Source organism: Actinomycetota bacterium, from assembly GCA_040754375.1.
GTDB lineage: Bacteria > Actinomycetota > Acidimicrobiia > Acidimicrobiales > AC-14 > JBFMCT01.
Window position 1 is genome coordinate 183,388 of the sequence record JBFMCT010000001.1, and the last position, 12,116, is coordinate 195,503.

Annotated in this window: 11 protein-coding genes; 7 read left to right on the forward strand and 4 right to left on the reverse strand. The window is 71.9% G+C overall.

Annotated elements, in window-relative coordinates; all coding sequences use genetic code 11:
• The 7 genes from AB1673_00870 to AB1673_00900 all read left to right on the forward strand — a co-directional run bounded on the left by AB1673_00870 (position 1) and on the right by AB1673_00900 (position 8,092).
• Complete coding sequence (locus AB1673_00870) at positions 1–564, forward strand: riboflavin synthase (GenBank protein MEW6152529.1); 564 nt, start codon at positions 1–3, stop codon at positions 562–564.
• 5 nt (positions 565–569) lie between these two features.
• Complete coding sequence (locus tag AB1673_00875; protein ID MEW6152530.1) at positions 570–1,781, forward strand: bifunctional 3,4-dihydroxy-2-butanone-4-phosphate synthase/GTP cyclohydrolase II; 1,212 nt, start codon at positions 570–572, stop codon at positions 1,779–1,781.
• Positions 1,778–2,269: a 6,7-dimethyl-8-ribityllumazine synthase gene (gene ribH, locus AB1673_00880; protein MEW6152531.1), complete on the forward strand. Its 492-nt coding sequence runs from the start codon at positions 1,778–1,780 to the stop codon at positions 2,267–2,269. Before AB1673_00875 ends, ribH begins: the two co-directional genes overlap by 4 nt.
• Before the next feature lie 21 nt (positions 2,270–2,290).
• Positions 2,291–3,166 (forward strand): ATP phosphoribosyltransferase, encoded by an 876-nt coding sequence (hisG, locus tag AB1673_00885; protein ID MEW6152532.1) that lies wholly within the window; start codon positions 2,291–2,293, stop codon positions 3,164–3,166.
• A 2-nt stretch (positions 3,167–3,168) separates the two neighbouring features.
• Complete coding sequence (locus AB1673_00890; protein MEW6152533.1) at positions 3,169–3,393, forward strand: cold shock domain-containing protein; 225 nt, start codon at positions 3,169–3,171, stop codon at positions 3,391–3,393.
• Positions 3,394–3,501: 108 nt separating this feature from the next.
• Positions 3,502–5,226 carry a sialidase family protein gene (locus AB1673_00895; GenBank protein ID MEW6152534.1) on the forward strand — a complete coding sequence of 575 codons (1,725 nt, stop codon included), beginning with the start codon at positions 3,502–3,504 and terminating at the stop codon, positions 5,224–5,226.
• Between the two features lie 169 nt (positions 5,227–5,395).
• Entirely contained in the window at positions 5,396–8,092 is a 2,697-nt protein-coding gene (locus AB1673_00900) for a calcium-translocating P-type ATPase, PMCA-type (GenBank protein MEW6152535.1), read from the forward strand.
• Positions 8,093–8,147: 55 nt separating this feature from the next.
• On the opposite strand, the gene AB1673_00905 is transcribed toward AB1673_00900, so the two are convergent.
• The 4 genes from AB1673_00905 to AB1673_00920 all read right to left on the reverse strand — a co-directional run bounded on the left by AB1673_00905 (position 8,148) and on the right by AB1673_00920 (position 12,089).
• On the reverse strand, positions 8,148–8,993 hold the full coding sequence (locus AB1673_00905; protein ID MEW6152536.1) for a methyltransferase domain-containing protein: 846 nt from the start codon (positions 8,991–8,993) through the stop codon (positions 8,148–8,150).
• Between the two features lie 34 nt (positions 8,994–9,027).
• Complete coding sequence (locus AB1673_00910) at positions 9,028–9,627, reverse strand: GNAT family N-acetyltransferase (GenBank protein ID MEW6152537.1); 600 nt, start codon at positions 9,625–9,627, stop codon at positions 9,028–9,030.
• A gap of 193 nt (positions 9,628–9,820) precedes the next feature.
• On the reverse strand, positions 9,821–11,452 hold the full coding sequence (locus AB1673_00915) for a LuxR C-terminal-related transcriptional regulator (GenBank protein ID MEW6152538.1): 1,632 nt from the start codon (positions 11,450–11,452) through the stop codon (positions 9,821–9,823).
• Positions 11,453–11,582: 130 nt separating this feature from the next.
• Complete coding sequence (locus tag AB1673_00920) at positions 11,583–12,089, reverse strand: TlpA disulfide reductase family protein (GenBank protein ID MEW6152539.1); 507 nt, start codon at positions 12,087–12,089, stop codon at positions 11,583–11,585.
• Positions 12,090–12,116: the final 27 nt, after the last annotated feature.

Genomic DNA, 12,116 nt, shown 5'->3' on the forward strand with positions numbered 1-12,116 from the left:
GTGTTCACCGGGATCGTGGAGGAGCTGGGGCGGTTCGTCGGGAGCGAGGCCAGCCGGTTCACGTTCGCGGCCGAGCTCGTCACCCAGGGGACCGGCCTGGGCGGTTCGATAGCGGTGAACGGGGCGTGCCTCACAGTCGTGGCCATGGGGGAGGGGACGTGGGCCGCCGACGTGGTCGACGAGACCCTGAGCCGCACCAACCTCGGGGCGCTCGTCCCCGGCGACCCCGTCAACCTCGAACGGCCCCTGCGCCTGTCGGACCGCCTCGACGGCCACCTCGTCCAGGGGCACGTCGACACGGTGGGGACCGTTGTGCGGCCCGCACCCGACTTCCGGGCTCGTATCGACGGCCCCCAGCACCTTCGCTACCTGGCCCCCAAGGGGTCGGTGACCGTCGACGGGGTGAGCCTGACGGTCGTCGAGGTGGGCGAGGACTGGTTCGACGTGGCCGTCGTGCCCCACACGGCAGCCGTCACCACCCTCGGCTCCCGCCGGGCCGGGGACCGGGTCAACGTCGAGCTCGACATAATCGCCAAGTACGTCGCCCGACTGCTGGGAGAATGAGCGCCATGGCCTTTTCCAACGTCGACGAGACGATCGCCGCCTTCGGCCGGGGCGAGATCGTCGTCGTGGTCGACGACGCCAACCGCGAGAACGAGGGCGACCTGATCATGGCCGCCGAGTTCGCCACCTCCGACAAGATCGCCTTCTTTCTCAACCACACCTCGGGGGTCATCTGCATGCCCATGACCGGGGAGCGGCTCGACGAGCTTGAGCTTCCTCCGATGGTGGCCGACAACACCGACCCCAACCGAACGGCCTTCACGGTCTCGGTCGACGCCCGCCAGGGCACCACCACGGGGATCTCGGCCACCGACCGGGCGGCCACCATCGCCGCCCTGATCGCCCCGGGCACCCACCCCACCGACCTGGCCCGGCCCGGGCACATGTACCCCCTGCGCTACCGCGAGGGCGGCGTGCTCAACCGGGCGGGCCACACCGAGGCGGCCGTCGACCTCGCCCGCCTGGCCGGCCTCTACCCCGCGGGCGTGCTGTGCGAGGTGGTAAGCGAGGACAAGACCACTATGGCCCGGCTGCCCGAGCTCCAGCGCTTCGCAGCCCGCCACGGCCTGCCCCTCATGAGCATCGCCGACCTGATCCGCTACCGGCGCCAGCGCGAGCAGCTCGTCACCCGGGTGGCCACCGCCCGGGTGCCCACCGAGTGGGGCGACTTCACGGCCTACGTGTACGAGTCGGCCCTCGACGGCGACCAGCACGTGGCCATGGTCAAGGGGGCCGTCCAGGGCCAGCCCAACGTGCTCGTGCGGGTCCACTCCGAGTGCCTGACGGGCGACGCCCTGGGCTCGATGCGCTGCGACTGCGGCCAGCAGTTGCGGGGGGCCTTCGAGCGCATCGCGGTCGAGGGCCTGGGCGTCGTGCTCTACCTGCGGGGCCACGAGGGCCGGGGTATCGGCCTGGCCCACAAGTTCCAGGCCTACACCCTCCAGGACGAGGGGGCCGACACCGTCGAGGCCAACCTGGCCCTGGGCCAGCCCGTCGACAGCCGCAAGTACGGCACCGGCGCCCAGATCCTCGTGGACCTCGGCATCACGACCATGCGCCTTCTCACCAACAACCCGGCCAAGCGGGCCGGCCTCGACGGCTTCGGGCTGGAGATCGTCGAGCGGGTGCCGCTGCTGACCACGCCCAACGCCGAGAACATCCGCTACCTGCGCACCAAGCAGGACCGCCTCGGCCACCTGCTCGAGGGCCTGGAGTGACGACCGGGGCGGCCCCCCCCGGCCCGGGGCCGGGCACGGGCCGAGGCCTGCGGGTGGCCGTCGTGGCCAGCCGGTTCAACGAGGACATCTCCGGGCGGCTGGCGGCCGGGGCGGGCGCCGAGCTCGAGCGCCTGGGGGTGGCGCCCGGGGACGTGAGCGAGCTGTGGGTCCCGGGGGCCTTCGAGCTCCCCCTGGCCGCCCAGCGCCTGGCGGAGTCGGGGACCGTCGACGCCGTGGTGTGCGTGGGAGCGGTCGTCATGGGCGAGACCGACCACTACACCCACGTGGCCACCCAGTGCGCGGCCGGGCTCCAGCGGGCCCAGCTCGACACCGGTGTGCCCGTGGTGTTCGGCGTGCTGACGACCACGACGATCGAAGCGGCCCAGGCCCGGGCGGGCGGGGCCCACGGCAACAAAGGGGCCGAGGCCGCGGCCGCCGCGGTGGAGATGGCCGACCTGCTGCGCCGGCTCCCTTCCCCCCGATCCTGACCCGAAAGAGGCACCCTTCAGATGCTCAAGCTCGTCCTGCCCAAAGGCTCCCTGGAGAAGGCCACCATGGACCTGTTCGAGGCTGCCGACCTGGCCGTGACCCGGTCGTCCTCGGTCGACTACCGGGGGTCGGTGGCCGACCCGCGGATCGCCGACGTGCGTGTGCTGCGGCCCCAGGAGATCCCCCGCTACGTGGCCGAAGGCCTGTTCGACATCGGCATCACCGGCCGCGACTGGATCGAGGAGACCGGCTCCGAGGTCGTCTCGCTGGGCCAGCTCCACTACTCGAAGGCCACGGCCCGGCCCGTGCAGATCGTGCTGGCCGTGCTCGACGAGTCGCCCGTCGAGAGGGCTTCCGACCTGGCCCCGGGGGTGCGGATCTCCACCGAGTACCCCGAGATCACCCGCCGCTACTTCGAGAAGCTGGGCATCGAGGCCGACGTGCGGCTGTCGTACGGCGCCACCGAGGCCAAGGTGCCCGACATCGTGGACGCCGTGGTCGAGCTGACCGAGACGGGCCGGGCCCTGCGGACCGCCGGCCTGCGCATCATCGACACCCTCCTGGTCAGCTTCACCGAGCTGATCGCCAACCCGGCGGCCTGCGAGGACCCCGAAAAGCGCCACGCCATGACCCAGGTCCACACCCTGCTGCAGGGCACCCTCGAGGCCCGGGGCCGGGTGCTGGTGAAGCTCAACGTGGCCGAGGGCGACCTCGACAGGGTCATCGGCATCCTGCCCGCGCTGCGCTCGCCCACGGTGTCGAAGCTCTTCGGCGGGGACGCCTACGCGGTGGAGACGGTGGTGGCCAAGTCGGCCATCAACACCCTGATCCCCGCTCTCAAAGACGCTGGGGCCAGTGACATCGTCGAGTTGGCCATCGCCAAGATCGTCCACTGACGGTGGCCGACATCCGGGCTACCGGGACGGTGGCCACCTTCGACGAGCACGCCGGCTACGGCACCGTCAGGGGCGACGACGGGCGCACGCTGTTCTTCCACTGCACGGCCATCGCCGACGGGTCGCGGACCATAGAGGTCGGCCGGGCCGTCGCTTACTCGGTCGTCCCGGGCCACGGAGGACGGTGGGAAGCGGCCCTGCTCGAATCGCGACCTGAGCGCATATAGGTGGGTTGAACATCTATTGAGACCCGCGGTGGGGCGGTGGACAATTGGTCGCCGACGGGGCGAGGGGTCGGCTGGGACAATCCGCCACAAGGCAAACGGGGGGAACAAGTGAGAGGTTCGACAGGCCGCCGGCTGGTCATGCTGGCCGCAGCGATGACCGTACTGGCCCAGGGGACGGCCCTGAGCGCCGAGCCCATGGGGATCACCCAGCCGGTACAGATGACCAAGGACGACCTCAACCCGGGCCGGCTCTACCAGGCCCCCGCCCTGGCCATCGACCCGTCCAACCCCAAGCGGGTGGCGGCCGGGTTCAACGAGCTACGCACGAAGTCGTGCGGGTTCATGCGCTCCAGCGACGGCGGCCAGACGTGGACGAAGCCCGAGGCCCAGCCGGCGCCCGAGTCCTTCCCGTTCTGCACCACCAACAACCGCGGGGCCTTCCAGGGCCAGATCGCCTTCGGGCGCAACGGCACCATCTACTACGCCTTCCCGGGCTGGGACGAATCCGACGCAGGTACGCGCGGCAACTCCAGCATCATCGTGGCCAAGTCGACCGACTTCGGCGACAGCTGGGAGACGGTCATCGCCCGCAACAACCGGGGTAAGCAGGGCGAGGAACAGGAGTTCCAGCGCCCGATCGGCTCGCTGGCCGTGGACACCCGCAGCGGCTCGCAGGACATCGTCTACGTGGGTTTCACGACCCGCCTCACGGGGTTCAGCAACCCCAACGCGGCCCCCGCCATCTCGACCGTCATGGTCTCGACCGACGCGGGCGCCACCTGGGCCGAGCCCGTGCACCTGCCCGTCACGATCTTCAGCGACGAGAGCGTGCGCACCCGGGGCCTCACGGCCCGCACGACTATCCCCGGGGCGAGCACCCCGCCCAACACGGCCCCGGCCGGCTCCCGGGCGGCCGAGCCCAACCAGGCCGTCAACTTCGGCGGGTTCCAGCCGGTCGTGACCGTGGCCGACGATGGGACGGCCTATGCGATCTGGCCTTCGAACACGGCGAACATCAACCCCGGGCCGCCCGTGGGCCTGTTCCTGTCGAAGTCGACCGACCGGGGGGCGACGTGGACTACCAGCCAGGCCCAGCCCTTCTCCTATGCCAACAACACGTTCGCCCACCTGGCCTGGACTCCGGGCGGCGGCCCGGCGGGCACGCTCCACGGCGTGTGGGAGTACCGGGAGCGCCCTGAGGTGCTCGGGGCCCACGACGTGTACTACATCCGCTCCACCGACGGCGGAGAGACGTGGGAGACGCCCCGCAACCTCACCGACGACCGGCCCGAGGACTACCACGGGCAGTACTACCCGAACCTGAAGGTGGCCCCCAACGGCCGGATCGACGTGGCCTTCTACGACACCCGGTTCGACCCGGGCATCCGCTCCAACGACATCATGTACACCTACTCCGAGGACAACGGCCAGACGTGGTCGGCCAACCAGCGCATCACCGACCGCTCGGTCGACCGGCGCATCGGGGTGTGGGCCATCAACTACGACATGACCACGCCTCCGAGCCTGGCCTCGGCCAACGAGCACGCCATCATCGGATGGGACGACACCCGCCACACCGATGTCAGCGTGGGCGACAACACCAACCTCGGCGGCGGCCTGCAGGACATCTACGTGGCCAACGTCCAGTTCGCGGCCCTCGGCGGGGGCATGTCGAAGGCGGCCAAGGCGATCATCGCCGGGGTCGTGGGGCTGGTGGCTGTGGGCCTGGTACTGCTGCTGGTCTCGTTCCTGGCCAGGGGCCAGAGCGGGCCCTCGCCGAGGGCCAGGTCGAAGGCCAAGGCATCGACCAAGGCGCCCGCCGAGGTCTCCTAGCAGGCGCTCCCTCGCACAGGCCGCGCCGGCACCACCGCCGGCGCGGCCGGTGCGCGTCCGGGGGGCGGTACTCTCGCAGCCCGTAGCCGAGCCCTAACGTCTCTGCACCCCGTCTTCCCGTGCGTAACCGGAGCACACCCCGAGCGGGCCTCCAAGGAGCAAGCCCCCCGTGACAGAACAGCTCGCCACCGGCGACGCCTCCGCCCAGGCCTTGGACGATGTCGACGTAATCCACGGCCTCACGGCCGCCGAGGTGGCCCGCCGCCGGGCCGCCGGCACCAATGCCTTCAGCCCCCTGCCGACCAAGTCGGGCTGGCAGTTGTTCTCGGAGGCCTTCGGCGACCCCATGCTGAAGATCCTCCTGGTGTGCGCCGGGTTCTCCCTGGTGCTGGGGGCCTTCACGGGGCACTGGATCGACGGGATCGCCATCAGCGTGGCCGTACTCATGGTCACCTCCGTCGGCACGTACAACCAGGTGCGGGCCCTGCGGGACTACACGGCCCTCGACGCCGTCTCCCGCAAGACGGCGGTGAAGGTGGTACGGGACGGTCGGGTCCAAGAGGTCGACTCCGAGGAGCTCGTCCACGGCGACGTGTTCGAGGTCAACACCGGGGACGTGTTGCCGGCCGACGCCCGCTACGTGAAGGGCGCCGAGCTCCTAGTCAACGAGGCGGCCATCACCGGTGAGCCGGACACGACCAAGACCGTGGGCGACGAGCTCTTCTCCAGCTCGCGCGTGCTCGACGGAAGTGGCCGGGCGGTGGTCACCGAGGTGGGTGACGCCACCGTGTTCGGCCAGGCTCGGCTGGCCACCGGCGCCCGCGACAAGACGACCCCGCTCCAGGAGCGGCTGGACGCCCTGGCCAGCCGGATCGGCAAGGTGGGGGCGGTGGCGGCCGTGCTCACCTTCAGTGCCCTCGTGCTCTCGGCCGTGGCCCGGGGCGAGGCACCGCCCTTCGGGCTGACGGCCGACTTCGCGGAGTTCATCCTCGACGCCCTGATCATCGCCGTGACCATCGTGGTGGTGGCCGTGCCCGAGGGCCTTCCCCTGGCCGTGACCCTGTCGCTGGCTTACACGACGCGCAAGATGGCCCAGGACAAGGCCCTGGTCAGGGAGCTGGCGGCGTGCGAGACCATGGGCGCGGCCACCATCGTCTGCTCCGACAAGACGGGCACGCTCACCGCCGGCACCATGAACCTGCAGTCGGCCGAGGTCGGGGGCCAGCTCTGGGGGCCGGAGGTCCTGGCCGTGGTGGGCCGCGACGAGGCTCAGGGCCCGCTGTTCTCCTCGCTGGCCCGCAGCATCGCCGTCAACTCCACCGCCGACCTGGTCGAGCGCGACGGCGAGGTGGTCGTGGCCGGCAACTCCACCGAGGGCGCTCTGCTCAAGTGGCTGGCGGCCCAGGGCTTCGACTACCGCCGGGAGCGTGACAGCGCGGCGGTGGCCGTCAGGCGGGAGTTCAACTCGACCCGCAAGCACATGCTCACCGTCACCGACAGCGGCGACGGCACGTGGCAGGTGCACATGAAGGGCGCTCCTGAGGTCGTGCTCTCGCACTGCACGACGATCGCCACCGAAGCCGGGCCGGTGGACCTCGACGAGGCTCGGGCGGGGGCCGTGATGGAGTCGCTGCACCAGAGCGCGGGCCGCGGCAACCGGACCCTGGGTTTCGCCGAGGGCCGGGTGGCGGCCGGCACCGATCAGGATCACCTCGACGAGGGCCTGACGTTCACCGGGGTGTTCGTGATCGCCGACCCGCTCCGGCCCGAGGCGCCGGCCGCCGTGGAGCTGTGCCGGCGGGCGGGGGTGCGGGTGATGATGATCACGGGCGACATCGTCGACACCGCCAAAGAGATCGCCCGCCAGGCCCACATCATGGTCCCCGGCGACCTCGCGCTCGAAGGCCCGGCCTTCCGGGGGATGTCCGACGACGAGGTCCGGGCCGACATCGGTCGCCTCAAGGTGCTCTCCCGGGCCCTGCCCGACGACAAGAAGCGCCTGGTGGAGCTGCTCAAGGGCGAGGGAGACGTGGTGGCGGTCACCGGTGACGGGGTGAACGACGCCCCCGCCCTGGTCACGGCCGACGTCGGCTTCTCCATGGGCTCGGGCTCGAAGGTGGCCCGCGAGGCCTCCGACATCGTCATCGTGGACGACAACTTCGCTTCGATCGTGCGGGCCATCCGGTGGGGACGATCGGTGTTCGAGAACCTCCGCAAGTTCCTCCAGTTCCAGCTGACCGTGAACGTGGTGGCCTTGGCCACGGCCTTCACCGCCGCCCTGGCCGGCTACGGCACGCCCCTCACCGCCGTCCAGCTCCTGTGGGTGAACCTGATCATGGACTCGCTGGCCGCCCTGGCCCTGGCCCTCGAGCCACCCACCGACGAGCTGTTCGACCAGCCCCCCCACGGTCGGGAGGAGCCGCTCATCTCCCGGACCATGTGGACGAACGTCCTGGCCATCGGCCTGTACATGTTCGTCCTGCTGATCGTCGTCCTGACCACCGACGTGTTCACCGACACGACCGACTCGGACTACCGGGCCACCTTCCTGTTCAACACCTTCGTCTGGTTGCACATCTGGAACGAGTTCAACTCTCGCTCGACCCGTTTCAACCGGAGCCCCTTCACGGGCCTGCACCGCAGCTACACCTTCCTGTGGGTGGTCGCGGTAATCGTCGCCCTCCAGTTCCTGATCATCACCTTCGGCGGAGAGGTCTTCTCAACCGTCCCCCTGTCGTTGCGGGACTGGGGCGTGTCGATCTCCCTGGGGGCCACCGTGCTGGTGGTCTCGGCCCTGGTACGGGCCGTGGGCCGGCTCAGGACGGCCGCTGCCCCGGTACCGGCGGGGCCCGTGCAGTCTCGGTAGCTTTGTCGCCGCTCAGCGGACGCAAAGCTACCGAGAGAACACCGCGTGCTGGCGCCTAGCCCTGGGCCACCGCGATGTGGGTGTGCATGGGCACGACCACGTGGTCGCCCTGGCGGTGCTCGGCCACGAGTGCCCTCGTCTGGCCGGAGATGGCGTCGAGGTAGGCCTGGAAGGCGGCGGGGTCCTCGGCGAAGCGGGGGATCACGGCCGCGTAGGCGAACTCCATGCGCTCGATGAAGTTGTCGGCGTCCGCGAAGCGGGCCTCGACGGAGCGCTCATGGACCTCGACGCGCGAGAACCCGGCGTCGGCCAGGAGAGCCCGCAGTTCGTCGGGGTCACCCAGCGAGAACGGGGCGACCAGGTCGTCGCGGGTCACGTCGAGGCCGGCCTCGGCCAGGTGGGGCCACTCGGCGTCGGCCATGGCCTCGTACAACGGGTGGTGCTCGGGGCCCTTCCACACGGCCACGACGGCCCGCCCGCCGGGCACCACCGCCCGGCGCATCTCGGCCACTCCCGCGGCTCGGTCGGGGAAGAACTGGAGCCCCTGCTGGCAGTAGGCGGCCTCGAACGACGAGCCCGGGACGTCGAGGGCGGTGCCGTTGCCTTGGGAGTAGTCGACAGGGGCTCCCGGGGGCAGGGCGATGGACCGGGCCACAGCCACCATGGCGGGGTTGATGTCGACGCCCTGCACCCGGCCCGTGGGCCCGGCCAGGGCGGCCAGGCGGCGGGTGAGGATGCCCGTTCCGCAGGCGATGTCGAGCACCCGGTCGCCCGGCGCGGGGGCGGCGCAGCCGACCACCAGCTCGCTCAGCGGTTCGAAGATGGCCGGCCCGAAGTACGCCTGGTAGGCGTGGGCCGGGGTCACCGTCTCGGGGGTCGCCGTCTGGGGGGTGGTCGTCATGAGATCGTCTCTCCTTTGGTGAGTTGTGAAGCTCTCAGCGGGCGGGGCGGACCATGGGCCACAGGGGCGGGGAGGTCCCGACCTGGATCTCGCTCACGACGGTGAAGCCGTGGCGTTCGTACAGGGCCCGGTTGCGGGGTGAGCTGGCCTCCAGGTAGGCCGGCCGGTGGTCGGCGTCGGCCCGGGCCAGGCCCTGGGCGAGTACGGCCGAGCCCAGCCCGCGGCCCTGGTGGAACGGGTCGACACCCAGCAGGGGCAGGTACCACACCTCCTCCTGGGGGTGGTGCTCGCTCATCCGGCCGAGTAGCTCGAACACGTGGGGCAGCCGGTCATCGTCGACCGCCCGGGCCAGCAGTCCACCGACGGCCTCACCGTCGAGGTCCTGGCCGGGAGGGAACCACAGGGCGACGGCTGCCCCGGCCAGATCAGCCGTCCCGGAGCCGAACGCCGTGCCGGCCAGCATGTCGGCCAGCTCGGAGAAGGCCGACAGGTAGGTGGCGGGCTGGGGCAGGGCCCAGCGCATCAGCGGGTCGGCCGCGAAGGCGGCCACGATCACGGCCACTGCGTGCTCGCGCTCGCCGGGCCGGCGGTGGGCCTGGCCGAGGGGCCCGGTCGTAGTCTCGTCGTGGGGCATCTGGCCTCCTGCTCTCGGTTGACCTTTCCAGGTCCGCTGCCCGCCGGAGGCCTCGGCTACCGGCGAGCAGCGGCTCGTAGGCAAGGTACGGCCGAGGCCCCGGCGCGGGCATCGGTGCCAGCACGCAACCGACTACGCATTCGGGAAGGGCCCACTACGTAGGACCGGCGGCCGGCCCCGGCGGTTGGCGCCCTCAGCGGGGCTCGGCGGGGTTGCCCGAGAGGGCATGGCGCACGGCCGCGGCGCGGGCGCTGCGGCCCTCCAGGCCCAGCTTGCGGTACACCGTGGCCAGGTGGCGCTCGACGGTACGGATGCTGAGCACCAGGTGCTGGGCGATGTCCTGGTTGGTGAGCCCATCGGCCACCAGGTCCAGGATCTCGGCCTCCCGGGGCGAGAGGCCGTCGGCCCGGGGCCCGGGGCGGGACCGGGGCGGGGCCACCCCCAGGCGTTCGAGCTCGGCCCGGGCGGCCCGGGCCTCGAGCTCGCCAGCCTCGGCCTCGCCCAGCGCCTCGTGGGCCCGGGCCAGCAAGAGGCGCAGCCGGGCCGTCTGGCCGCCCGCGCCGAGCTCGATCCAACCCCGCAGTGCTTCGCCCAGCGAGACCAGCGCAGCCGCGGCGTCACCCTGGTCGAGCAGCACCGCCCCGGTGGCGGTAGCCGCCTCGGCTCGAAGCCCGGTCGTGCCGTAGAGGCGGGCCGCGGCCGCCAGCTCGTCGGCCGCCGAGCGGGCCATCTCCACGTCGGAGGCAGCCAGGGCGACCTCCACGGCCGCCGGCAGGAGGCGGGCACGAGACAGGGTGTCGGTGCCAGCGCCGTCGAGGGCCCGGCGCAGCGAGGCCCGGGCCGCCCCGGTCCGCCCCTGGGCCAGCCACAGCAGGGCCAACCCGGGGCAGGGGTCCCGGCCCAGGCTGTGGGCCTGGGCATAGGACGCTGCCGCCCCCTCCAGGTCGCCCCGCTGGCGCCGGAGGTCACCGAGGCAGTAGTGGGCCTCGGCCACCATGGCCGGCAGGAAGTGGGCCAGCTCCTGGCACACCAGGGCCAGCGCGGCCTCGGCCTGGTCCCACTCACCCCGCACGCCCTGGACCCGGGCCCGGTGCACGCGGCAGATCCCCATGAAGGGCCCGGCACCGGGCATGGCCTCACACCAGCGGGCGGTGGCCGCCGTCCACTCCGCGGCCCGGCCCCAGTCGTAGAGGTCGTCGCACGCTTGCATGAGGTGGCAGTAGATGTTGCCGGCCCAGCCCGGGTCCAGGTCGTCGGACACGGCGGCCACCATGGCCTCGTCGAGCAGCGACAGCCCCCGGGCCACCTCCCCCCGGCGGACCATCACCTCGCCCTGGCCGAGCACGCCCAGGGCCACCAAGTTGGGGTCCCCGAAGCGCTTGCCGGTGGCCACGAGATGGAGGGCCAGCTCCAGGGCGCGGTCGAGGTCGCGCTGGCCCAGGGCGTCCTCCAGGGCGAGGTAGTCGAGGTAGGCCTTCTCCCCGCAGTCGGTCTCGTTGTCGAGGTGGCGGGCGGCCCGGGCCGTCCACCCCGAGGCCTGGGCGCCATCCCCCCGCAGGGCGTGGGTGTAGCCCGCCTCCAGGGCGACGAGGGCGGCCGTGCGGTCCAGGCCGGCGTCGAGGAAGAGGCGGTAGGCCGCGGCCAGGGCGGGCAAGGCCTGGTCGAGCTCGCCCAGCCACCAGTGGCACGAGGCCAGCTGGTAGGCGTCCTGGGCGCCCAAGGGCCCCTCGGCCGCGGCCGCCCCGAAGCGGTCCCGGGCCAGGGCCCAGTCCCGCCGGCGGTAGGCGGACCTGGCCTCGTCGAGAACCGTGGACACCTCTTGCACGGGCCCCATTCTCCCTCGGGCCGCGCGTCCGTGCCCGCTCACCCTCGGCCGAAGACCTCCACGGTGAGGACGGCGAAGACGGTGGCCACCACCAGGAGCACAGCCGCCAGGAAGACCGTCTGGCAGGTGCTCACGGCTCGATCTCGAACAGCCGGGCCACGGTGGCCAGGAGCTGGCTCTCGGTCAGCTCGCCCGTGTGTTTGTCGAGGATGCGGCCGTCGGCCGATATGAAGACGGTCGTGGGCATGCCGAACAGGTCGTAGGAGGTGGCCACCTTCCCGTCGGGGTCGTAGCCCGTCGGGTAGGTCACGCCCGTCTCGGACAGCAGGCGCAGCCCGCCCTCACGGTCGTCCTGGTGGTCGATGCCCAGGAACGCCACCTGGCCGCCCAGGCGGACCGACGCCGCCTGGAAAGCGGGGAGCTCCTTGCGGCATGGGACGCACCACGATGCGAAGAAGTTGAGCACCACGGGCTTGCCCCGGAGCTCGGCCAGGGTCACGGTCCGGTCGCTGCGCAGGTCGGGCAGCACGATGTCGGGGGCAACCCCTCCGGCCGAGCGGGCCGGCCCCGGTGCGTCGGTCCCGAAGAAGTAGCCGGCGGCGGCCAGGGCGGCCACGGCCACCACAGCCGCCACCACCAGGGGCGCACGCCGTGGCCGGCCGTC

Bases quoted from the DNA above. Each gene is read 5' to 3' on its own strand.
- AB1673_00875 (MEW6152530.1), top strand. From the start codon at position 570: ATGGCCTTTTCCAACGTCGACGAGACGATCGCCGCCTTCGGCCGGGGC.
- hisG (MEW6152532.1), top strand. From the start codon at position 2,291: ATGCTCAAGCTCGTCCTGCCCAAAGGCTCCCTGGAGAAGGCCACCATG.
- AB1673_00905 (MEW6152536.1), bottom strand. From the start codon at position 8,993: ATGACGACCACCCCCCAGACGGCGACCCCCGAGACGGTGACCCCGGCC.
- AB1673_00910 (MEW6152537.1), bottom strand. From the start codon at position 9,627: ATGCCCCACGACGAGACTACGACCGGGCCCCTCGGCCAGGCCCACCGC.